General features: G+C 65.2%; 18 protein-coding genes, 1 tRNA gene and 1 pseudogene. 15 read left to right on the top strand and 5 right to left on the bottom strand.

Annotation, left to right across the window (positions count from 1 at the left end; genetic code table 11):
* Nucleotides 1–16: 16 nt before the first annotated feature.
* Nucleotides 17–1,450, bottom strand: coding sequence for a phytoene desaturase family protein (locus SD37_RS05400; protein WP_044852115.1), 1,434 nt, complete (start codon nt 1,448–1,450; stop codon nt 17–19).
* A gap of 93 nt (nt 1,451–1,543) precedes the next feature.
* Between SD37_RS05400 and SD37_RS05395 the strand changes: the two genes are divergently transcribed.
* The 6 genes and pseudogenes from SD37_RS05395 (at nt 1,544) to SD37_RS05370 (ending at nt 6,773) form a co-directional block, all read left to right on the top strand.
* Nucleotides 1,544–2,278: a DUF2786 domain-containing protein gene (locus SD37_RS05395; protein WP_044852114.1), complete on the top strand. Its 735-nt coding sequence runs from the start codon at nt 1,544–1,546 to the stop codon at nt 2,276–2,278.
* A 52-nt stretch (nt 2,279–2,330) separates the two neighbouring features.
* A pseudogene (locus tag SD37_RS05390) lies at nt 2,331–3,075 on the top strand (GNAT family N-acetyltransferase).
* A 28-nt stretch (nt 3,076–3,103) separates the two neighbouring features.
* Nucleotides 3,104–3,463, top strand: a complete 360-nt coding sequence (locus SD37_RS05385; RefSeq protein WP_037318764.1) for an ArsR/SmtB family transcription factor — start codon at nt 3,104–3,106, stop codon at nt 3,461–3,463.
* Entirely contained in the window at nt 3,460–3,729 is a 270-nt protein-coding gene (locus SD37_RS05380; protein WP_037317443.1) for a hypothetical protein, read from the top strand. The genes SD37_RS05385 and SD37_RS05380 overlap by 4 nt, the downstream gene beginning before the upstream one ends.
* 121 nt (nt 3,730–3,850) lie before the next feature.
* Nucleotides 3,851–6,058 carry an MMPL family transporter gene (locus SD37_RS05375; protein WP_044852113.1) on the top strand — a complete coding sequence of 736 codons (2,208 nt, stop codon included), beginning with the start codon at nt 3,851–3,853 and terminating at the stop codon, nt 6,056–6,058.
* Nucleotides 6,051–6,773 carry a class I SAM-dependent methyltransferase gene (locus tag SD37_RS05370; RefSeq protein WP_044852112.1) on the top strand — a complete coding sequence of 241 codons (723 nt, stop codon included), beginning with the start codon at nt 6,051–6,053 and terminating at the stop codon, nt 6,771–6,773. Before SD37_RS05375 ends, SD37_RS05370 begins: the two co-directional genes overlap by 8 nt.
* On the opposite strand, the gene SD37_RS05365 is transcribed toward SD37_RS05370, so the two are convergent.
* Nucleotides 6,770–8,140: a UTP--glucose-1-phosphate uridylyltransferase gene (locus tag SD37_RS05365; RefSeq protein ID WP_044852111.1), complete on the bottom strand. Its 1,371-nt coding sequence runs from the start codon at nt 8,138–8,140 to the stop codon at nt 6,770–6,772. The two genes, SD37_RS05370 and SD37_RS05365, sit on opposite strands and share 4 nt — an antisense overlap.
* A 31-nt stretch (nt 8,141–8,171) precedes the next feature.
* Entirely contained in the window at nt 8,172–8,744 is a 573-nt protein-coding gene (locus SD37_RS05360) for a 5-formyltetrahydrofolate cyclo-ligase (RefSeq protein ID WP_044852754.1), read from the bottom strand.
* A 218-nt stretch (nt 8,745–8,962) separates the two neighbouring features.
* On the opposite strand from SD37_RS05360, the gene glp reads away from it, so the two are divergent.
* From glp to SD37_RS05315, 9 genes are all read left to right on the top strand, one after another.
* Nucleotides 8,963–10,234, top strand: coding sequence for a molybdotransferase-like divisome protein Glp (glp, locus tag SD37_RS05355; RefSeq protein WP_037317457.1), 1,272 nt, complete (start codon nt 8,963–8,965; stop codon nt 10,232–10,234).
* Nucleotides 10,234–10,905, top strand: coding sequence for a GNAT family N-acetyltransferase (locus SD37_RS05350; protein ID WP_044852110.1), 672 nt, complete (start codon nt 10,234–10,236; stop codon nt 10,903–10,905). The genes glp and SD37_RS05350 overlap by 1 nt, the downstream gene beginning before the upstream one ends.
* Nucleotides 10,906–11,066: 161 nt before the next feature.
* Nucleotides 11,067–11,867 carry a divisome protein SepX/GlpR gene (gene sepX, locus SD37_RS05345; protein WP_044852109.1) on the top strand — a complete coding sequence of 267 codons (801 nt, stop codon included), beginning with the start codon at nt 11,067–11,069 and terminating at the stop codon, nt 11,865–11,867.
* 70 nt (nt 11,868–11,937) lie between these two features.
* Nucleotides 11,938–12,010, top strand: a tRNA-Ala gene (locus SD37_RS05340).
* Nucleotides 12,011–12,820: 810 nt separating this feature from the next.
* Nucleotides 12,821–15,253: a type I restriction-modification system subunit M gene (locus SD37_RS05335; protein ID WP_083254882.1), complete on the top strand. Its 2,433-nt coding sequence runs from the start codon at nt 12,821–12,823 to the stop codon at nt 15,251–15,253.
* Complete coding sequence (locus SD37_RS05330; RefSeq protein ID WP_083254881.1) at nt 15,250–16,497, top strand: restriction endonuclease subunit S; 1,248 nt, start codon at nt 15,250–15,252, stop codon at nt 16,495–16,497. Before SD37_RS05335 ends, SD37_RS05330 begins: the two co-directional genes overlap by 4 nt.
* The gene (locus tag SD37_RS05325) at nt 16,494–17,222 is read left to right on the top strand and encodes a TIGR02391 family protein (RefSeq protein ID WP_201788868.1); all 729 of its coding nucleotides are present in this window, start codon (nt 16,494–16,496) and stop codon (nt 17,220–17,222) included. Before SD37_RS05330 ends, SD37_RS05325 begins: the two co-directional genes overlap by 4 nt.
* Nucleotides 17,219–20,305, top strand: a complete 3,087-nt coding sequence (locus SD37_RS05320) for a type I restriction endonuclease subunit R (protein WP_044852107.1) — start codon at nt 17,219–17,221, stop codon at nt 20,303–20,305. Before SD37_RS05325 ends, SD37_RS05320 begins: the two co-directional genes overlap by 4 nt.
* Nucleotides 20,292–21,023, top strand: coding sequence for a M48 family metallopeptidase (locus SD37_RS05315; protein WP_044852106.1), 732 nt, complete (start codon nt 20,292–20,294; stop codon nt 21,021–21,023). Before SD37_RS05320 ends, SD37_RS05315 begins: the two co-directional genes overlap by 14 nt.
* Before the next feature lie 40 nt (nt 21,024–21,063).
* Here the strand turns inward: SD37_RS05315 and SD37_RS43585 are convergent, their stop codons facing one another.
* Nucleotides 21,064–21,315, bottom strand: coding sequence for a hypothetical protein (locus SD37_RS43585; RefSeq protein WP_236725273.1), 252 nt, complete (start codon nt 21,313–21,315; stop codon nt 21,064–21,066).
* A 391-nt stretch (nt 21,316–21,706) separates the two neighbouring features.
* Nucleotides 21,707–22,213, bottom strand: coding sequence for a MarR family winged helix-turn-helix transcriptional regulator (locus SD37_RS05305; protein WP_044852104.1), 507 nt, complete (start codon nt 22,211–22,213; stop codon nt 21,707–21,709).
* Nucleotides 22,214–22,278 lie beyond the last annotated feature (65 nt).

Below are 22,278 nucleotides of genomic sequence, written 5' to 3'. Positions count from 1 at the left end.
TCCGGCGGGTGCTCGCTCAGCCGAGCACCCGCCGGAAGTCCTTGCCCAGCACGGCTTTCGCCGCGTACCAGCCGCCCATTCCGTGCACGCCCGGTCCCGGTGCCGTCGCGGCCGAGCAGAGGAAGACGCCGCCGAGCGGGGTCCGGTGCGTGTTCCACCGCGGGACGGGCCGTCCGAGCACCTGCCGCAGGTTCACCGCCCCGGTGGCGACGTCGCCACCGGGGTAGTTCGCGTTGTACGCCTCGAGTTCAGTCGCCCGGAGGCATCGGCTCGCCAAGATCGTGTCGGAGAACCCCGGCGCGAACCGCTCGATTTGTCTCCGCACGACGTCGGTGACATCGCGCGGATCCCCGTTCGGCACATGGCAATACGCCCACACCGGCCGTTTGCCCGGCAGCCCGCGGGACGGGTCGAGCGCCATCGGATCGGACACCAGCACGAAGCGGTCGTCCGGATCTTCTCCGCGCACGATGGCGTTTTCGGCGGCGTACACCGCGTCCCGCGTCCCGCCGAGATGAACGGTGCCCGCCTTGCCGACCTCCGGCACCGACCACGGAACCGGTTCGGACACCAGGAAATCGACCTTCGCGGCGCCGGGTCCGTAGCGATAGGACTCCAGCGCCTTCCGGTATCGCGGAGGCAGCAGATCGCGGGCGATGTCGAGGAAACCTCGCGGGGCGATGTCGAGGATCACGGTGCGCGACTTCGCCAGCTGCCGCAGATCCGTGACCCGGCTGCCGGTGTGGATCCTCCCGCCGTGCGCACGGAGGTCGGCGGCGAGTGCCTCGGTGATGGTCTGGCTGCCACCGCGGGCGATCGGCCAGCCGGTCGCGTGCGCGAGATGGGCCAGCAACAGCGTCGCCCCGGCCGCGGCGGGCGAAGGCTGCCGGCCCATCACATGCGCGGAGACGCCGGAAAGCAGCGCGGGCGCCTCCGCACCGGTGAACAGGCGGCGGTCCAGCCCGGAGGCGAGCATCGCCATCCGGGCGGGCAGGAGGGCGGCGACCCGGGGGTCATGGGGTGGATGGCGGAGGTCGCCGAGCAGGAGTTCGGTCAGGTCCTGGCTGCGTTCGGCGAGCGGGCCCAGCAAGCGGCGCCACCGCGGGCCGTCCGCGCCGAGTGCGTCACAGGTCCGGTCGAGATCCTCGTACGCGAGTCCTGCCCGGCCGCCGTCGAGCGGATGCGCGTACGCGATTTCGGGCCGCAGAAGTTCGACCCCGTGCGCGGCGAGGCCGAACCAGCGGAAGAACGGGGACGCGGCGGCCATCGGATGCCCTGTCGCGCAGATGTCGTGGCGGACGTCGTCGTCGAACAGCGGTGCCGTCCGCGTTCCCCCGCCGATCACCACCGCCGCCTCGTGGACCTCGACCGACCGTCCCGCCCTGGCCAGCAGGACCGCCGCCGCGAGCCCGTTCGGACCGGAACCGACCACCGACACCTCGGCCGACATGCCACCCCCTTGCCGGGTTCCGAACATCTGGTCGAATATTGTCGGACCCCTCTCCTAGGGTGACCCACTCCAACCCAATCAGGAAGGGGGGCCATGCCCGACCATGACACGCTGCTCGCACGCGTCCGGAAACTTCTCGCCAAGGCGGAGGACCCGGCCGTCACCGAGGCCGAAGCCGAGTCGTACAACACCAAGGCCGCCGAACTGATCGCCCGGTACGGCATCGACCAGGCACTGCTGGCCGCATCCGGGGCGAAGGCCGACGAGATCACCCAGGTCTCGATCCCGATCGACAACCCGTACAGCCGGGACAAGGCGGGACTGCTGACGAACATCGCGCATCCGCTGCGGTGCCGCGCCCTGCTGCACCGGCTCGGCCAGTCCGTCACCGCGGTGACGGTGTTCGGTTTCCGGTCCGATCTGGAGCGGGTCGAGCTGCTGTACACGAGTCTGCTGCTGCAGGCGACCACTCAGCTGACCAGGGTCCGTCCGGAGAACCGTGTGTTCGCAGGCGAATCGCTGGCCGCGTACCGGCGCACCTGGCTGCACGGGTTCTCCGGCGCGGTCTACGAACGGCTCCGCAACAGTGAGGACACCGCGGCCCGCACGCATGGCGCCACGCCGGGCCACCGCTCCGCGGAACTGGTGATCCAGGACCGGACGGCGATGGTCAAGCAGGCGTACGACGAACGGTACGGTGATCTGCGCTCGGCACCGCCGAGGCGACTGTCCGGCAGCGGCTATCTCGACGGGCACTCCGCCGGCGAGCGCGCCAACCTCAACCCCACCGGCCTCACTGGACGGCGCCGCGCGCTGCCGGTACGTTAGGTGATCTGAAAACCACCTCGTGAAAACAAGTGTCCTCGGGTCTACTGAGGACATGATCGTGATCGAAGACCTGGCCACTCGGCCTGAGCTGCGTGAGCCCGCGCTCGGCCTCGGTGGCGTCGGCGGCGAATTCCTCAAGCATGACCAGACTGGCCTGCTGGCGAAATCGTCCCATCTGGCCGGAGTACTTCCTCGTCCTACTGGAAGACGGCGTCCCGGTGGCGAGAGCGGCCGCCGTCCCGGTCGGCTTCCCGACGGCGGAACGCCCGGAACTGCCGGACCACGGCTGGGACGCCGCCCTGATCTGGGCCGCGGAAGACCTGATGAGCACCCGTGAGACGAATACGCTGATGGCACTCGACGTGATGGTCGCGCCAGGCCGCCGCGGTGCCGGCCTGGCCACAAAAGCGTTGGCAGCATTGAAAGAGCGCGCCTTGACGAAAGGGATGCGCAACCTCGTCGCGCCGGTCCGCCCGGCCGGGAAGGAGAACGAACCCGGACTGTCCTTTAAGGACTACATCGCCCGCCGTCGTCCGGACGGACTGCCCGAGGATCCATGGCTGCGCACGCACGAGCGGCTCGGTGCCCGGTTCGTGAAGGTGGCGCCGTTCGCGATGACGGTCACCGGAACCTTCGCGCAGTGGAAGGCGTGGACCGGCGTGGAACTCCGGGACGGTCTCACCGCCGTTCCAGGCGGGATCGCGCCGATACTCGCCTCCTCGGCACAGGACGTGGGCGTCTACGTGGAACCGAACGTCTGGATGGAGCACCTGGTAGCCGGAGTCGGCACCTGCTAGATTTCTTTGGCATGTGCAGGAGCTCGGCATGACCGCCACCGGACCGACCGGCGACGAGTTGCTGCGGCTGCTGGGGACCCTGGCGAATCCGCACCGGCTGCGGATCGTCGCGGCGCTCCGCGCGGAGCGCGCGTACGTGAGCCAGCTGGCGCGAGAACTCGGCATCAGCCGGGCACTCATGCAGCTCCACCTGCGCAAACTGGAGGCGGCCGGGCTCGTGTCGGCCACCCTCGAGCTGTCGGAGGACGGGAAGGCGATGAAGTTCTACGAGGTGAAACCGTTCCTGGTCGAGCTGAGCCCGGACGCCATCGCCGCCGCGGCGCCGACGCTCAGTACTTCGGCACTCGGTACTTCCACACAGGACGGCGAGCAGGGGGAACGACCGTGAAGTGGCATCAATGGCAGGAGGTCGCCGGACTGGTCGGCATCTTCGTGTTCCTCACCGTGGTGATCACGGTGGTCGTCTGGCAGTTCGGCGCGACCGTCCGGGCCAGGGGCGCGCTCGCGCGGGAACAGGAATACCGCAGGCTCGCCGAAAAGGCGGTCCAGGCGCAGGAAGAGAACGAACGCAAACTCACCGAACTCGACGGACGTCTCGCCGATCTCCAGAAGAGCGTGGGGTCGGTCGAGCGGATGCTCAAGGAGGTCGACTGACCACCCGTACACCGGTGTGAAAAGGCCCTGGGCCGCCGAGCGGCAACTCGACGGCCCAGGAAAGAAGAAGCAAAAACCTCGCCCGAGGCATCTCACTCCTTCACGCAAAGGACTGTAGTTCATGCTGCCCGAAAACAACTCGCGCGCTCCGGTGACCGAGCGGATCGCCACCTGGTCCCTGCGGCATCGCGCGCTCACCCTCGTCGGCTGGATCGGCCTGGTACTGATCGCCCTGGCGGCCGGAACGCTGCTGGACGGCGAAAGCCGTCGCAGTACCGACCCCGGGGAATCCGGCCGCGCGCAGACCGCCTTGAACGCCCAGAACACTTTCGATCCCTTACGCGAGAACGTTCTCGTCGAGGCGAAGAACCCCGGTTCGCCGCCCTTCGCCGCCGACGAGGAGGTCCGGCGGGCGACCGATGACCTGGTCACCACGCTCACCCGGTCCGGAGCCGTCACCGAGGTCCGGTCGCCGCTGGCCACCGATGGCGCCGACCGGGTCTCGGGTGACGGCCGGTCCGGTCTGGTCGGCTTCTCGATCGCGGGCGGGGAAAAGGCCATCCGCCCGAACTTCGAGACCGCGACGGCGCGGGTCGAGGAGGTTGCGGCCCGGCATCCATCGGTGCGGCTGGGCCTGTCCGGCGATCTCAGCCTCTCCTCCGTGGTCGACAAGGGCATCCGGCAGGACGTCCAGCGGTCGGAGTTCCTTTCCCTGCCACTGACGCTGGTGATCCTGCTGATCGTGTTCGGCGCGCTGGTCGCCGCGTCGGTCCCGTTGCTGCTGGCCGGCACGAGTGTCGCGGCGACGTTCGGCTTCCTCTCCGTCGTCGATGACCTCACCCCGATCAACAGCGCGACAACGGTGATCACCCTGCTCATCGGGATGGCGGTCGGTGTCGACTACTCGCTGTTCTTCCTCAGGCGGCAACGAGAAGAACGGTCGTGGGGCCACTCGGTCGACGACGCGATCCGGGTCTCGGCGAGGACGTCCGGCCACGTCGTGGTCGTCTCCGGCGTCACGGTCGTGTTGTGCGTGAGCGGGCTGGCGATCACCGGGCTCGACAACTTCACCGGACTCGCGATCAGCACGGCGTTCGTGGTCGGCCTGGCCGTGCTCGGCGCGGTCACCGTCCTGCCCGCGCTGCTCTCACTGCTGGGCGACAAGGTCGATCGCGGCCGGATCCCCTGGCTGGGCAAGCGGCGCACCGCCGCGGAGAACTCGCGGTTCTGGTCCGCGACGGCACGGGCGGTCACCCGGCGGCCGGCGCTGTGGGGCGGGCTCGCGACCGCGCTGCTGATCCTGCTCACCTTGCCCGCGCTCGGCATGCGGCTGCAGGATCCGACACCGGCGGAGAGCCTGCCGCGATCGCTGGCGACGATCGACGCCGCCGTTCGCACCCAGGAAGCCTTTCCCGGGGTGGTCTATCCGGCGACGGTGGTGCTCACGGCGAAGGGCGGCGGACCGGTCGACAGTCCGGCGTTGCGGTCGGCGATCACGGATCTCGACCGGCGGATCGGCGAAACCGGTGGCGCGCTGAACAAACCCCTCGCGGTCGCGAATGTCGACGAAGCGGTGGTCCTCCGCGTACCGCTGTCCGGCGCGGGCCGGGACGCCGAGGCCGACGCCGCGCTGGCGAAACTACGCACCGAGCTGCTGCCCGCCACGGTCGGCGAGGTGGCGGACGTCGAGTACGCGGTGTCGGGGCGCACGGCGAACGCCCGCGACTTCGCCGACCGGGTCCTCGAGCGGATGCCGCTGGTCTTCGGGTTCGTCCTGCTGGCCGCGTTCGTGTTGCTGCTGCTGGCTTTCCGGTCCGTGGCGGTGTCGCTCGTGTCGATCGCGCTCAACCTGCTCTCGATCGGCGCGGCCTACGGCGTGCTCACCTGGATCTTCCAGGACGGGCATTTCGCTTCGCTGCTGGGTTTCACCCCGTACGGCGGGGTGGTCGGCTGGCTGCCGATGTTCATGTTCGTCCTGTTGCTCGGCTTGAGCATGGACTATCACATCTTCATCCTCAGCCGGATCCGTGAACGCCGGGCCGACGGCGCCGTCGCCGCCATCATCCGCGGTACCGGCACCAGCGCGGGGGTGGTCAGCAGCGCCGCGGTGATCATGGTGGGCGTGTTCAGCGTCTTCATCACGCTGAGCGCGATCGAGTACAAGATGATGGGCGTCGGGATGGCGGTCGCCGTGCTGATCGACGCCACCCTGGTCCGTGGGGTGCTCCTGCCCGCGTTCCTCGCGCTGCTGGGAGAACGGCTCTGGCGGCCGGGCCGTAAATCCCTCGCACCCGCACGCGTACCGGAACTATCGTCGCCGAATGCCTGACGCGCTCTTCGCCCACGCCCGGCTCGCACCGATCTACGACGCCTTCGACGGCGCTCGCGACGATCTGGACCACTATCTCGCCATCATCGGCGAGCTCGGGGCCAAGAGAGTGCTCGACGTCGGCTGCGGGACCGGCTGCCTGGCCGTTCTCCTGGCCGGACGCGGGATCGAGGTCGTGGGGGTCGATCCGGCCGAAGCGTCCTTGGAGATCGCGAAGGCCAAGGACCCGGAAGGGAAGATCACCTGGATCCACGGTGACGCCGAAGCGGTGGGCGAGGTGGGTGCAGATCTCGCCGTGATGACCGGCAACGTGGCGCAGGTCTTCCTGACCGACGACGTATGGAGGCGGACTCTCGAAGGCATCCACACCGCACTGACACCGGGTGGGCATTTGGTGTTCGAGATCCGGCGTCCCGGTCGCCGTGTCTGGGAGGACTGGGCCGTCGACACCGCACACGACACGCGTGACGTCCCGGGTGTCGGCGAGGTCGAGCAGTGGCGTGAGGTCACCGAGGTGAACCTCCCGTTCGTCTCGTTCCGGTACACCTACCGGTTCTCCGACGGGGAGGTCGTCATCTCGGATTCGACCTTGTGGTTCCGCGAGCGCGAAGACCTGGAGGCCTTGCTGGGCGAACACGGCTTCCGCGTCCTGGACGTCCGGGACGCCCCGGACCGTCCAGGACGCGAGTACGTGTTCATCGCCCAGCGCGGCTAGAGGATTTCGCCGTCCGGAATGGTTTTCGGACCGGTGATCTTCACGTCGCCCCGGACGACGACGTTCTTGCCGAAGGTGACGTCGCCTTCCACTTCGAGGCTCGTGCACTCCTTGAGCGAAGGAGCGGAGGGGATACGCGCGTCGAAGTCCGGCAGGAGCTTGTAGTACTCCTTGCTCAACGAGACGACCGGCGGGGTGGTGAACTCCGGGATCAGCTCCCCGCCGGGGTCGAGCACGTAGGCGTCGGAGCGGACGACGAGCAGGTCGTCGGTGGTCTTGACCGGCGCGAACCGGCTGCGCGGGATCTCGATGGCCCGCGCGCCCTCGACCGAGCCGATCGCCGCGCCCATCGCCGTTTCGAGCTGGATCACCGGGGTGCTGGCGGAATCGGCCGGATCGACGGTCTTCCGGTTCACGATCAGCGGCAGCACCGGGGCCGCCGGATCGGCGTCCTGCAGTTCCTTCAACCGTTCGAGATCGAACCAGATGTTGTTGGTGTTGAAGAACCGCCATTTGGCGACATCGCCGAACGAGTCGTCGCCGTCGGGGACCTGCGCGGATTCACGCAGGACGATCCGGCCCGCGCGCCGCGCGAGATGCCCGCCCTTGCGGTCGGCCGCGGTGCCGAGCACGGTCTCCATCGCGAAGGGGATGTTCTCCTTCGCGAGCCAAGCGGCGATCCGGGCGTCCGGGAGCGCGCCGAGGTTGTCGGCGTTGGACACGAAGCACCAGCGGATGCCCTGTGTCAGCAGCAGGTCGAGCATCCCGCTCACCGCGAGCGCGATGTAGATGTCGCCGTGTCCCGGCGGGCACCATTCGAGTTCCGGGTTGGCAGGCCACTCGACGGGCCGCCCGTCGGCGGTGATCTTCGGTTCGCGGCCCTGCAGGAAGTCGGCCGGGATGACCTCGTCGGCGAGATCGGGATACCTCTTCAGCAGCTCAAGCGAAGGCTCGCGGGTGCCCGCCGAATTCATCAGGATCAGCGGAAGCCGGGCGTTGTACTTCTCGCGGGTCGAGAGCACCTGCATCGCGATGACGTCGAGGAACGTCTTGCCCGGTTTGATTTCCAGCAGCGATTTCGGCCCGGTGAGCCCCATGCTCGTGCCGAGTCCGCCGTTGAGCTTGAGAACGGCGGTGCGGTCCAGCACCCGGCGGGCTTCCTCGGCGTCCGGCTCGGGCAGATCCACGAGCCTGCTGATGTCATCGAGAGGTTCGAGTTCGTTTCCCGGCAATTCACCGGCACCGGGTTCGGACAGCTGCTCGATGCGCCTTCGCAGGGCGGCCAGTTCCATGGCGTGTGCCCCGGCGGAACGCATTTTCGACAGCGTTTCGGCGAACTGATCGGACAGGTGCGCGTCAGAGCTCATTGTGCCCTTTCTGAACCACTGCGTCGGGGCGTCAGTGTATTACCGGTCTCGGGGCCGCCCCCTGATCCGGGGTCAGCACTCCGGTCATCCTGACGTCGTGCGGTTCCGACGGCAGCGCGTGCACGAGTTCGACGTCCCGGACGACGGCGATCAGCGCGGCATCCGGCGCGGCGAAGGCGAGCGACCGGTCGTAGTACCCGGCACCGCGGCCGAGCCGGACGCCTTCGTCGTCGACAGCGAGCGCGGGGATCAGCACCAGATCGGCCGTCCCCAGCGTGTCGGGACCGAGCCGTCGCCCCGTCGGTTCGAGCAGCCCGCGAAGCCGGCCCGGCGCGAGACTCGACGGCCCCTCGTAGGCGGCCCAGCCGAGCGGCCCCGGTTCGGCCGGGACGATCGGCAGCAGCACCCGTTTGCCCTGGTCGGCAAGTTGATCAAGGAGCAGTGTCGAGCCCGGTTCAGTCCCGAAGGGGACGTACGCGCAGACGACCGCGCCCGGCAGGAGGGCGGCCGCGGCGGCCAGCGAAACCGCCTCCCGGGCCCGGTCTTCGGGCACCTGCGAACGTCGTTCGGCGGTTATCCGGGAACGCCACTCCGCTTTGCTCAGGTGCTCATTGCCGGGCTTGCCCACGTGGTCAGGTTAGGCTTCACGCCTATGACAGGCGCAGCGACCACCCCGGCGGCACGAACCATGAGGAGCTTGCCCGATCGGGCGATTTCCACGGCTTCGGACCGCATCACTCCTGGTAACGGTGGTGAACTTCAGTTCACCGACGGGCCTTCATCGCGTGCCTGGTCGAACGAACGGATCGAGATCCCCCAGTCATGACGGAGCCCATCGCCGAAGCGGCCGAGACCGAAGACGCGGGACCCTTCCGTTCCGTCGAGGATCAGATAGCGCTGACCCTGGACGCCGCGGTACGTCCGCGCCCGGTCCGGGTCGCCATCTCCGAGGCCCAAGGCCTCCTGTGCGCCGAAGAGGTCGTCGCCGAACACGCGCTGCCCGGTTTCGACCAGGCCGCCGTCGACGGTTACGCGGTGCGAAGCGTCGACGTCCGCACCGCGGGCCAGGAGCCGGTGGTGTTGCCGGTGGTCGGCGAGATCGCCGCCGGTTCGCGCCAGCCGCGACGGCTGCAACCGGGACAGGCCGTGCGCGTGGACACCGGCGCGCCGCTGCCCACCCTCGCCGACGCCGTCGTCCCGACCGCCTACACCGACGGTCACCAGGCCAAGGTCACCGTGCACAAGTCGGTGCCGTCCGCCGGTTACGTACGCCGGACCGGCGAAGACGTGCAGATCGGCGACGTCGCCGTGCGCAAGGGCGACACCATCGGCTCGGCCCAGGTCGGCCTGCTCGCCGCGGTCGGCCGCGCGAAGGTGCTTGTCTACCCGCGGCCGCGGGTTTCCATCGTGTCCGTCGGCGACGAACTGGTCGACATCGACCGCACCCCGTCGGTCGGACAGGTCTACGACGTCAACTCCTACGCCCTGTCCGCCGCCGCGCGGGACGCGGGCGCCGAGGTGAGCCGCGTCGGCATCGTCCCCGGTGACCCGAAACGGCTGCGCGAGATCGTCGAAGGCCGCCTGCTGATGTCGGAGATCGTCGTCGTCGCGGGCGGTGCCGGCGGGAGCGCGGGCGACGAGGTGCACGCCGCGCTGTCCGACCTCGGCCACATCGACATGACCCGCGTCGCCATGCACCCCGGTTCGGTGCAGGGTTTCGGCAGGCTCGGCCCCGATTCGGTGCCGACTTTCCTGATCCCCGGCAACCCGATGAGCGCGCTCGTCGTGTTCGAGGTCCTGGTCCGCCCGCTCATCCGCGCCGCGCGCGGCACCCGCAACCCGCATCGCCGGATCGTCGGCGCGCGGCTGCTCTCCCCGATCACCTCGACCAAGGGCCGCAAGGGCTTCCTGCGCGGGCAACTGCTGCGGGACGAGGGCAACGGCGAGTACTTGGTGCAGCCGCTCGGCACTTCCGGCGCGCATCTGCTCGCCTCGCTGGCCGAGGCGAACTGCCTGATCAACATCGACGAGGATCTCACCGAGGTCGCCGCGGGCGAGCAGGTCAAGGTGACCTTCCTGGCCCAGCGAGCGTAATGGGCGCACCGATTTCCGGCGTCGCGTATCCGATCGAGAGCAGGCATCCGGGCTGGCCCGCGAAACTCGGGCCGCTCCGGGTGCCCGCCGGGGTACTGGCCGTCCGGCCGGTCCGGCTGCGGGACGCGGGCGATTGGAGCCGCATCCGGCTGAGGGACCGCGAACACCTCGAGACGTGGGAACCGACCGGGGTCGGGCCGTGGCCGGATCGCAACGCGTTCTGGTCGTGGCCGTCGCAATGGGCCGCTCTGCGCGGACTGGCCCGGCGCGGGCAATGCCTCCCGTTCACCATCACGGTGGATGGACGCTTCGCCGGACAGATCACTGTGGGTAACGTCATCCGGGCCTCGCTCCGGTCCGCCTGGATCGGTTACTGGGTGTCATCGGACATCGTCCGCGGCGGCGTCGCGACCGGCGCCGTCGCCCTCGTCACCGATCACGTCTTCGATTACGGCGGACTGCACCGCCTTGAGGCGACCGTCCGCCCTGAAAACACCCCCAGCCTGCGAGTTCTCACCAAAGTCGGGTACCGGCAAGAGGGCCTTTTCGAGCGCTATCTCGACGTCGCGGGCGGCTGGCGGGACCATTTCTGCTACGCCATCACCAAGGAGGAGACCGGTCACGGACTGGTGTCCCGGCTCGTCGCGAAGGGCCTCGCGGAGCGCGTTTGACCCCATCACTGAGTCGTTCCAGTGACCGCGTTACCACAAACTGTGAGATTCACCTAATTTGGTGATGCATTTTCCGTGATCGAAACCGGCGAGTCTGCGCGTCGTGTGTGACTGTTGTGGCTAGCGTGACTACAGCAGTGGATCGGGGGAGGTGACGGGAGATGCCCAGTTCGGTGATCATCGTCGCGCTCGCAGCGGCATGGCTCGTCGTTCTCGTGCCCATGGTCGCCCGCAAGCGCCAGCAGGTCGCACGGACGGCGGACTCGGCCTTGGCGGCGCGAGTCGTGCGGAGCGGGAGCACACGCCACGAGGGACCGGAGGAGTTCGCCATGGCGGAGAACACGGAACCATCGGTAGAGGACGACCTGGCCGAGCTCGAGGCGGAACTCGACGCCGACCTCGAAGACGAGGAACCGGAAGCCGAACCGCTTCCGCAGCCCTCGCGCGCGCCCCGCACCGAAAGAGAACGCCAGAGCGCGGGCTACCGGCCCGGCCGAGGCGGTTTCGACCCCGAGGCGGCGGACATCGCGGCCCGGGCCAAGTACGCGTTCCGGCAACGGGTTGTCATCGCGCTACTGGTACTCGTGGTCACCACCGCGGTCGTCGCCGGCTTCCTGACGCCGATGGTCTGGTGGGCCAACGGTGTCGTCGACGCCGTCCTCATCGGCTACCTCGCCTACCTGCGCCGCCAGGTGCGGATCGAGAACGAGATCCGGCAGCGCCGCCTCGCCCGCTACAACAGCACCCGCGCCCCGCGCCGCCCGTCGCTCGACGACGACGAATCCCACGACGACATCGAGGTCGTCGCCGCCGAACGACCTGAAGTCGTGGAGCGCAAACCGTCCCCGATGTCCCGTATCCGGCGCCAAGCCGTCGTCGTCGACCTCGACGACGAGGACCCGGCCTTCCACGAGCTCGACGAGCCCGGGACCAGGCCGTTCCGCCGGGCCGCCGGAGAGTGACCCCCCGTTTTGGGGCTCCATGAGCCACTGATAGGCTCATGGAGCTTCAAACAAGGGGCAAGCTTCACCAGGGGCTGTAGCGCAGTTGGTAGCGCGTCTCGTTCGCATCGAGAAGGTCAGGGGTTCGATTCCCCTCAGCTCCACATATGAAGTTGTAGATGAACCCCCTGAGCGCTTGGAAAACCCAGGTCAGGCGCTCGCAGGGGGTTCATCTGTGTCGGGGGCATGGCCGCGGCACGTTGGGTCGCTTACTAGAACTTCGGTCGGGCTGTCTGGATCTTGACCCAGGTCGACATCCAGATTTCTTGCGAGCTCAACGAGCACCTTGGCGATCTTGTGTGCGTATGGTGGATCGTGTCGCACACCCCGAATCCTGATCTTCGACACTCGGGTTCGGGGCTTGTGTCCCCGCTTCTTTGGTTCGACCATCAGTGTCACCACCCTGTCGCGACGGCTTGTTGGTCACACAGGTGGGGAAGAGGACGTTGCTGGTCGCCAGCGAGCCTGCTGACGCTGATTTGAATCTCTCATCGAGGATAAGCTCGCAGCATTCGGATGTCTCCTCCTGTGAGGGCGCTGCAGGCGACGGTTCCCGCTGGGGACGCCCAGCTCGTACAGGACTGCCCTGACTTGGTCGCCAGTGATGAGATCCTGGACTTGATCGGCCTCAAACTGAGGGGCTAGTGGTGGTTTGGGCTGGTCGCCGGGTGATGAAGCCCGGCCCGTTGGGTACGGCAGCTTCCGGAGCAGGGTGTCGCGCGACGGCAACTCACTTCGCGAGGGTCCGGGCACTATCGTTGAAGCGGTCGATCCAGATATCACCCTTCGTAGTGTAATCGTCACGCAAAGTCACATAAGGATGGATGCCGCAGAATGGACAGGTCGCACGCACGTTTTGCCGTGGGCTCGCGCACAGGCGCGGGTCTTGAGGTAGGCGGGGGGGTGGCGTGGTAATGGCCCTCAAGAAGTCGGACTTGTACAGCTCGCTCTGGCGTAGCTGTGACGAGCTGCGCGGCGGCATGGACGCGGGCCAGTACAAGGACTACATCCTGACGCTGTTGTTCGTGAAGTACGTGACAGACAAGGCAAAGTCCGACCGCACCTCCTTGATCGACGTCCCTGATGGCGGCTCCTTCGATGACATGGTTGCCCTCAAGGGCGATAAGGAGATCGGCGACGGGATCAACAAGATCATCGGCAAGCTCGCCGAGGCTAATGGGCTGGAGAAGGTCATCGACCTGGCCGACTTCAACGACGAGGAGAAGCTCGGCAAGGGCAAGGAGATGCAGGACCGGCTCTCCAAGCTGGTGACGATCTTCGCTGACCTGGACTTTCGGGGCAGTCGCGCTGAGGGGGACGACCTGCTCGGCGACGCCTACGAGTACCTGATGCGACACTTCGCCACGGAATCTGGCAAGTCGAAGGGCCAGTTCTACACGCCAGCCGAGGTCTCCCGCGTGCTCGCCAAGGTTGTCGGCATCGGGCCGGGTACCCGGCAGGACCACACGGTCTACGACCCCACGTGCGGGTCGGGCTCGTTGCTCCTCAAGGTTGCCGATGAGGCCCCTCGCGGCATCACTATCTACGGTCAGGAGAAGGACAACGCTACCTGGGCACTGGCCAGAATGAACATGATTCTTCACGGCAGCGAGGACGCGGACATCCGTAAGGGTGACACGATCACGAGCCCACAGTTGATCACGGGCGTGCAGCTACGGACCTTCGATTTCGCCGTTGCCAATCCGCCGTTCTCGATCAAGTCGTGGAGCAACGGCCTGGAGAATGAGTACGGTCGATTCGAGTTTGGCCGGCCACCGGAGAAGAACGGCGACTACGCCTTCCTGCTACACATCCTCAAGTCCCTCAAGAGCAACGGCAAGGCTGCGGTCATCCTGCCACACGGTGTGCTCTTCCGTGGCAACGCCGAGGCCAACATCCGCAGGGAGCTACTGCGTCGCGGCTACATCAAGGGCATCATCGGTCTGCCCGCCAACCTATTCTACGGAACCGGTATCCCGGCGTGCATCATCGTTCTCGACAAGGAGAACGCCCAGGCTCGGACCGGCGTGTTCATGATCGACGCCTCCAAGGGATTTATCAAGGACGGCAACAAGAACCGCCTCCGTAGCCAGGACATTCATAGGATCGTCGACGTCTTCAACAAGCAGACTGAGATCGAATGCTACTCACGCATGGTGCCGCTGCACGAGATCGCCGACCCGAAGAATGACTACAACCTCAACATCCCTCGTTACATAGACTCCTCCGAACCTGAAGACATCCAGGATCTCCACGCGCACCTGCACGGTGGGATTCCGGACCGCGACCTGGACGCGCTCAGCAGATACTGGGACGCCTTCCCCAGCCTGCGTACCACGCTCTTCAAGCCAAACCGCCCCAGCTACAGCGATCTGGCAGTCAGCGTGGCCGAGGTGCAGCAAACCATCCTCGACTCCGACGAGTTCCAGAAGTTCACCACCGATGTGCGCGGCCAAGTGGACGACTGGTTCGCCGCACACCGGCCGATCTTGCAGGCGCTCAACGCGGAGACAGTCCCCAAGGACCTAATCGCTCGCATCGGCGACGACCTTCTTGCCCGGTTCAAGGACACGCCGCTGCTCGACGAATACGACGTCTACGAGCAACTCATGACCTACTGGCACGGCGTCATGCACGATGATGTCTACCTCATCATGAACGAGGGATGGCTCGATGCGGCAAAGCCTCGCAAGACCATCGAGGACAAGGAGCGCAAGCTCTCTGAGGATCCCGACCTCGAGGTTGGCGCCGGCCGCAAGAAGACCAAGTACAAGATGGACCTCATCCCGCCGGCACTGGTCGTCGCTCGCTACTTCGCGGACGAGCAGGCCGAGGTCGATTCGCTGAATGCGACGGCCGAGGAGGCAAGCCGCGCTGTCGAGGAGTACATCGAGGAACATGCCGTTGAAGACGGCCTGCTTGCCGAGGCTATGGACGACAGCAAGGTCACTAAGGCCCTTGCTTCAACCCGACTGAAGGTGGCCCGGCATGAAGGGGCCGACCCGGAAGAGATCAAGGCGCTGCAACACTTGATCAAGCTGTACAACGACGAAGCCGTCGCCAAGAAGGCCGCCAAGGAAGCCCAGGCCGCACTCGACCTGGCGACCCTCCAGAAGTACGGCGACCACACGCTGCCCGAGGTCAAGGGGCTTGTGCTCGATGACAAGTGGCATTCAACGGCTGCTAGCCGCGTGGCCTCTGAGGCTGAGTCGCTGACGCTCACCCTCGTCGCGCGAATCCAGGAACTCGGTGAACGATACGCCGAGACGGTCAGCGCGCTCGATGCTGAACTTGAGAAGCTCGAAGCCAAGGTTGCCGGGCACTTGGCAGATATGGGGGTCGAGTGACTACGGCCAGCTCGACAACCACCAGCACTGGCCCGAACGGGTGGCGCAAGGTGCGGCTTGATGCGATCGGAACGATCGTGACAGGGAGTACACCTCCAACCCATGATCGAACCTACTACGGGGGCCGGTGGATGTTCGCGAGCCCGGCGGACTTGGGACGATCGAAGTACGTCAGGACCACAGTCAAGCGGTTGTCGCGCAGTGGCCTTGCCCGATCACGTTCAATCCCTGCTGGTTCGACACTCTTCGTGTGCATTGGCTCCACAATCGGCAAGGTCGGTCTCGCCACCGAGGAGCTGGCGACCAATCAACAGATCAACTCAATAATCCCTGGCGCGGAGATCGACAGCGAGTACCTCTACTACGCGGCAACAACGCTCTCGTCCGTCGTCCGCAGTCGGGCTGGCGAGCAAGCTGTTCCGTTGGTTAACAAGTCGGAATTCTCAGCCTTTGAGATTCTGCTGCCTCGGTCCGACGAGCAGTGCCGAATCGCTTCGTCGCTACGCGACGCAGATGATCTGATCGCTGCGCTGGAAAGGATGATCGCCAAGAAGCAGGCGATAGCGCGGGGCGTAATACAGGAACTCCTGACCGGCCGCACCCGACTCCCCGGATATTCTACACAGTGGCGCCAGGCTCGCGTTGCTGACCTACTAGAGTTCAAGAACGGGCTCAACAAGGCAAGTCGGTACTTCGGATCGGGAACCCCAATCGTCAACTTTATGGACGTCATGAACGGGCCTATCGTCACGGCTCGTGACGTAGGCGGCAAGGTGACGCTCACGAGGGACGAAATTAAGCGCTTCTCGGCGCGACGCGGCGACATCTTTTTCACCCGCACCTCTGAGGTAGTCGAGGAAGTCGGGACCGCAGCGGCGTTGATCGATTACATCCCCCACGCCGTCTTTAGCGGTTTCATCCTTCGTGGCCGACCGCGAACCACAGAAGTGGATTCCCGGTTCCTCGCTCATCTGTTCCAACTCGCCGCCGTGCGCAAACAGGTCCTCTCGACCGCGACCTACACAACGCGTGCTCTAACGAACGGGGGATCGTTGGGTCGGGTCACCGTCAACTTGCCAGCGGTCGAAGAACAGTCAGCCATCGCCGACGTGATCGCTGACATCGACCACGAGATCGGTTTGCTCCGTGAACGGCTAGCCAAGGCACGAGACGTAAAGCTCGGGATGGCGCGAGAGCTGCTGACTGGTCACACGCGCCTGCCCGCCAAGGAGTGCGCGGCATGAATACCGAGTGGGCGTTGAAGGAGCTTGAAAAGTTCATCGACCAGACCGTAATGCGCAACGCAAGTGGCGGCGGCCTCATTACTACGAGGAATGTAACGGCCGCACCTGATACCGAGGTTACCCAGCAGGCGCAGGTGGTCGAACAGATCCTTGATCGCGTCATCCCGGGGTGGTCGTCGAAATATAACGAGACTCGTAATAACCGGTGGACCGGCCATCGCGAAGCAGCGATACGTGCGCGTGAAGCTTTGCTGCGCAAGCAGGAGCTTGATGAGAATCTCGGCGAGAACGCGCCAGAGCTGTCAGCTGTCGAACTGCATCCATGGGTCTGGAGTGGTGCACGATCTCTCTGGCAGTCGGGCCACTATCGAGAAGCTGTCGAGGGCGCGATCAGGAAGCTCAATGCCGAGACTCAGAACAAGGTCGGCCGTCGAGACGTGAGCGAGACAGACCTGTTCAAGCAGGCGTTCTCGATGGATGACCCGAAAGCTGGTAAGACGCGTCTGCGCCGCATGAAGGACCACGGCAGCGACACCTACAAGTCAGTGCAGCGCGGTGCGATGAATCTCGCCGAGGGTGTTTTCGCTGGTATCCGGAACCCTCTTAGTCACGAAGTCGACCAAGAGCTCAGCGAGCAGGAAGCTCTTGAATATCTTGCCGCGTTGAGTGTCCTCGCTCGCTGGGTTGACGCTGCGACCGTAGAGCGTGCGGAGGGTGAGTCGTGAGCAATGTAGGCCAGCCCGAGCGCAAGGCGCAGGATCGTGTAATTGCACTGTTCCAAGAGTCGCTGGGCTACGAATACCTTGGTAACTGGGGGTATCGCGACGGGAACTCGAATGTCGAGGTTGAGCTGCTTGCGCAGAATCTCCGTGCCCGCGGTTACAACGATAATCTCATCAACAAGGCCGTCGACAAGCTGAAGAGCGACGCTTCGCTCGGCGGCGGCCGTGACCTGTATGAAGCGAACCGTGACGTCTACGGTCTGCTGCGATACGGGGTGAAGGTCAAGCCCGGCGTTGGCGAGCAGACGGAGACGGTGTGGCTCATCGACTGGGCACGTCCGGAGGCCAATCACTTCGCCTTGGCCGAGGAAGTGACGGTGCTCGGCCAGCACACTAAGCGCCCGGACATCGTGCTGTACGTCAACGGTATCGCGTTCGGGACTATCGAGCTCAAGCGCTCGAAGGTCGCCGTCTCCGAAGGCATCCGGCAAAGCTATGGGAACCAGCGGCCCGAGTTCATCCGGTCGTTCTTCACGACGGTGCAGCTCGTGATGGCCGGCAACGATGTGGAGGGGCTGCGCTACAGCGTCATCGATACGTCGGAGAAGTACTGGCTGGCGTGGCGTGAGCCTTCTGACATCCTTGCCCCTCTCGATCGTTCCTTGACGCAGCTCTGCTCGAAGGCGCGTCTGCTTGAGCTGGTCCATGACTTCATGGTCTTCGACGCGGGGCAGAAGAAGACAGCTCGGCATAACCAGTACTTCGGCGTCAAGGCAGCCCAGGAGCGTATTGCCAAGCGCGAAGGCGGCATCATCTGGCACACGCAGGGGTCTGGCAAGTCGCTGACGATGGTGTGGCTGGCCAAGTGGATCCGCGAGCACCAGTCGGATGCCCGCGTTCTTCTCATCACCGACCGCACCGAGCTGGACGAGCAGATCGAGAAGGTCTTCAACGGGGCCAACGAGTCGATCTACCGCACCAAGAGCGGCGCCGATATGCTGGCCACCCTCAACACCAGCGACGAGTGGCTGATCGGTTCGCTGGTCCATAAGTTCCGCGGCTCTGAGGACAGCGCGGCTCGCGACCAGGCCGTGAGCGAGTTCATCCGCGAGCTGAACGCGAGTTTCCCCAAGGACTTCCGTGCCAAGGGCAACATCTTCGTCTTCGTCGACGAGGCCCACCGAACCCAGTCGGGCAAGATGCACGACGCCATGAAGGAGCTCTTGCCGGGCGCGATGTTCATCGGCTTCACCGGTACACCGCTACTCAAGGCGGACAAAGCAACCACGATCGAGAAGTTCGGCAGCTTCATCCACACCTACAAGTTCGACGAGGGCGTGGCTGACGGCGTCGTACTGGACCTGCGCTACGAAGCGCGCAACATCGACCAGGAACTGACCTCCCCTGCGAAGGTCGACAAGTGGTTCGAGGCCAAGACCAAGGGCATGACAGACCTCTCCCGCGCGGAGCTCAAGAAGCGCTGGGGCACCATGCAGAAGGTCGTCAGCTCCGAACCGCGTGCCAGGCAGATCGTCAACGACATCCTGCTCGATATGGAGATCAAGCCGCGCCTGTCGGATGGCCGTGGCAACGCGATCCTCGTCAGTTCGAGCATCTACCAGGCGTGCAAGTTCTACGAGCTGTTCACGCAGGCTGGGTTCAAAGGCAAGTGCGCCATCGTCACGTCATACGAACCGCAGGCGAGCGACATCGCCAAGGAAGACTCCGGCCACGGCGCCACTGAGCGGCTGCGCCAGTACGAGATCTACCGGCAGATGCTGGCCGACCACTTCAACGAGCCTGCCGACAAGGCGATGACCAAGGTCGAACAGTTCGAGAAGGACGTCAAGGACCGTTTCGTCAACGATCCGGGACAGATGCGCCTGCTCATCGTCGTCGACAAGCTCCTCACCGGCTTCGACGCGCCCAGCGCGACCTACCTGTACATCGACAAGAAGATGGCCGACCACGGCCTGTTCCAGGCGATCTGCCGGGTCAACCGCCTCGACGGCGAGGATAAGGACTACGGCTACATCGTCGACTACCGTGACCTATTCAACTCGCTTGAGTCCGCGATCACCGACTACACCGGCGGTGCCCTGGAGGGCTACGAGAAGAAGGACATCGAGGGACTTCTGTCCGACCGGCTCGAGAAGGCTCGGGAGGACTTGGACGAGGCACTGGAGAAGATCCGGGCGCTGTGCGAACCAGTCGCACCGCCGAAGAACACGGTGCAGTACCAGCACTATTTCTGTGCCCGTGAGCATGGCAACGCCGAGCAGCTCAAGGCCAACGAGCCCAAGCGAGTTGAGCTCTACAAGTCTGTTGCCATCGTGACCAGGGCATACGCCAACCTCGCCGATGAGATGAGCGCCGCAGGCTACAGCGACGGGGAAGCCGCTGCGATCAAAGACGAGATCGTGCACTACGCCAACGTGCGTGATGAGGTCAAGCTCGGTGCTGGCGAGAACGTCGACTTCAAGCAGTACGAGGCTGGCATGCGCCACCTGCTCGACACCTACATCAGTGCGAGGCCGTCCGAAGTGGTCTCCGACTTCCAGGACGCCGGCCTGATCCAGCTGATTGTTGAGATGGGGGCCGGTGCTCTCAGCAAGCTGCCCGCGGGCATCAAGAAAGAGCCCGAAGCGGTGGCGGAGACGATCACCAACAACATTCGCAAGCTCATCATCGATGAGCGGGCGATGAACCCGAAGTACTACGACAAGATGTCCGAGCTGCTTGACGCCATCCTCGAGGAACGCCGCCAGGGGGCGCTGGACTACCAGGAGTACCTTGCGAAGTTGTTGGAACACGCGACCAAGCTCGGTAAGGGCGAATCAGATACTCCGTACCCGGAGTGGGCCAACAACGGTGCCCGCCGTGCCCTGATCGACTTCTGTTATCCATCGATCAAGCTTGCGATTGACATCGACGCAACCATCTGGCACACCAAGCCTGACTCGTGGGTGGGCAATCCGATCAAGGAGAAGAAGGTCAAACGCGCGCTCGCCCAGACGTTGCCTGACGACTTCGACCGTCTTGATGAACTGTTTGAGCTGGTAAAGGCACGTCATGAGTACCGCTAGTGCCTACTTGACCGTCCGCGGGATTAACATCGACGTCGTCTACAAGGACATCAAGAACCTGCACATCGGTGTCTACCCACCACTGGGACGCGTCCGAGTCGCCGCCCCGCATCGGCTTGACGACGACCACGTCCGGTTGGCCGTGATCCAGCGGCTGCCGTGGATCAAGCAGCAGCGTGAGCAACTTCGCTCGGCCGCGCGCCAGTCCGAGCGAGAGATGATCACGGGCGAGTCTCACTACGTGTGGGGAATTCGCCGCCGAATGAAGGTGATCGAGCGCCCTGGACGGGCTCACTTCGAGGTAGACGGCGAACGGTTGCTGCTCTATGTTCCGGCAGGCACCACGGCAGAGCGCCGACGCGAACTGATTGATCGTTGGTACCGGGAGCAACTACGACAAGCGATCCCGCCTCTGATCGCCAAGTGGGAACCGAAACTGGACGTGTCGGTGCCGCGCTGGACCATCAGACGAATGAAGACCAAGTGGGGTTCCTGCAACCCTGGCAGCGGGCACATCTGGTTCAACGTCGAACTCGCCAAAAAGCACCCAGACTGCCTGGAGTACATCGTCGTCCACGAAATGACGCATCACCTCGAACGCAACCACGGACCGCGCTTCACCGCACTCATGGATAAGTTCATGTCGAACTGGCGAAGCCTTCGTGATCAGCTAAACGAGGCGCCACTAGGGCATGAAGAATGGAGTCAGACTGTATGAGTGGGTTGCACGGCTGTTGACTGAGCATGGACGATCGCGATTACGATCGCGGCCGTCCGTGGGTGTCTCGCGTGGGGATGCCGCGTTCGCGCAGCTTGTTCAGCACGGTGGTGTGGTTGACGCCGAGGTGGTCGCCGACTCGCGCCAGGGACCAGCCGAGGTTATAGAGGTGGACAGCGTTGTCGATCTGCTCGGCGGAGAGGCTGCGTCGGCGCATCGGCACACCGTGCCGGTGGAGGATGTTGCTGACCGTTCGCCGTTCGATGCCGAACCGGGCACCCAACTCGTACACCGTCGCCCCGGTCTGGTATCCGGCGATGAGTTCCTGAACCTGATCAGCGTCGAGTTGGCGTGCCCGCCGTGGTTTGGGTCGGTCGACGGGCGGAGCCGGTGCAGCGCGGTCCGGGAGCTTCCGGAGCAAGGTCTCCAGGGCTTCTACCTGGGTTTTTGTGTTGTAGTAAGCTCCCCCAAGGTCCACAGATAGAAAGCTCGTGCTCGCGGAGAGTGCGAGCTTTTTCTGTTCCGCGTGTCTTGTGGGGGCCGAGCCCCCGGACCCCCCGCGTTCGGTTGCGTTGATCGGTCTGGGGTCCAGGTTCACAGCAAGGGAAAGGCCCTTCCCGGGGAATCGGGTAAGGGCCTTTTCGCTGCCCGTCGGCCTCTGTTCGAGAGGGGTCGTGCCGGCATCACTCCAGTGACGTGTCGCCGAAGTGTTCGAGCAGCAGCCGCAGGCCGCCGACGAGTTCGGCCCATTGCGCCGGTTCCAGATCAGGCAGGAGATCGGCTTCGTTCTCCAGATGGAGCACGAAGACCTCGTCAACGACCTGCCGCCCCTTACCGGTCAACCGGATCTTGACCGAACGGCGGTCGTCGCCGTCGCGCACTCGCTCGACCAGCCCCTTGGCCTCCATCCGGTCGATGCGGTTCGTGATCGCCCCCGAAGTGACCATCGCGGCTTTCAGCAGCGCGCCCGGTGTCAAACCGTCAGCTTCCCCGGAGCGGCGGAGGGTGGTGAGCACGTCGAACTCCCACGACTCCAGGTCGTGCCGGGCGTTGAACTCCTTGAGCTTCCGGTCGAGGATCCGGGAAAGCCGCTGAACACGCCCGATCACCTCCGCGGGCCAGAGCTTGTCGTCGAGGTCCGGCCGCTCGTGCCGCCAAAGCGCGATCACCGCGTCCACCGCGTCGGCCATGACACGCTCCAATCGTCTCAACATTAAGAGACTTGACATTGACAGAACTCGCTGTTGTTATCTCA

It is taken from the genome of Amycolatopsis orientalis, from assembly GCF_000943515.2.
In the GTDB taxonomy this organism is placed as follows: Bacteria; Actinomycetota; Actinomycetes; order Mycobacteriales; family Pseudonocardiaceae; genus Amycolatopsis; species Amycolatopsis orientalis.
The sequence above is the reverse complement of the archived record's forward strand: the minus strand, read 5'-3'. Positions and strand labels throughout refer to the sequence as shown.

Excerpts from the sequence above, each read along its gene's own strand:
- SD37_RS05365 (WP_044852111.1), bottom strand. The coding sequence starts at position 8,140 with ATGAGCTCTGACGCGCACCTGTCCGATCAGTTCGCCGAAACGCTGTCG.
- SD37_RS05335 (WP_083254882.1), top strand. The coding sequence starts at position 12,821 with ATGGCCCTCAAGAAGTCGGACTTGTACAGCTCGCTCTGGCGTAGCTGT.
- SD37_RS05400 (WP_044852115.1), bottom strand. The coding sequence starts at position 1,450 with ATGTCGGCCGAGGTGTCGGTGGTCGGTTCCGGTCCGAACGGGCTCGCG.
- SD37_RS05385 (WP_037318764.1), top strand. The coding sequence starts at position 3,104 with ATGACCGCCACCGGACCGACCGGCGACGAGTTGCTGCGGCTGCTGGGG.
- SD37_RS05305 (WP_044852104.1), bottom strand. The coding sequence starts at position 22,213 with ATGGCCGACGCGGTGGACGCGGTGATCGCGCTTTGGCGGCACGAGCGG.
- SD37_RS05395 (WP_044852114.1), top strand. The coding sequence starts at position 1,544 with ATGCCCGACCATGACACGCTGCTCGCACGCGTCCGGAAACTTCTCGCC.
- SD37_RS05315 (WP_044852106.1), top strand. The coding sequence starts at position 20,292 with ATGAGTACCGCTAGTGCCTACTTGACCGTCCGCGGGATTAACATCGAC.
- SD37_RS05370 (WP_044852112.1), top strand. The coding sequence starts at position 6,051 with ATGCCTGACGCGCTCTTCGCCCACGCCCGGCTCGCACCGATCTACGAC.
- SD37_RS05350 (WP_044852110.1), top strand. The coding sequence starts at position 10,234 with ATGGGCGCACCGATTTCCGGCGTCGCGTATCCGATCGAGAGCAGGCAT.
- SD37_RS05375 (WP_044852113.1), top strand. The coding sequence starts at position 3,851 with ATGCTGCCCGAAAACAACTCGCGCGCTCCGGTGACCGAGCGGATCGCC.
- glp (WP_037317457.1), top strand. The coding sequence starts at position 8,963 with ATGACGGAGCCCATCGCCGAAGCGGCCGAGACCGAAGACGCGGGACCC.
- SD37_RS05325 (WP_201788868.1), top strand. The coding sequence starts at position 16,494 with ATGAATACCGAGTGGGCGTTGAAGGAGCTTGAAAAGTTCATCGACCAG.
- sepX (WP_044852109.1), top strand. The coding sequence starts at position 11,067 with ATGCCCAGTTCGGTGATCATCGTCGCGCTCGCAGCGGCATGGCTCGTC.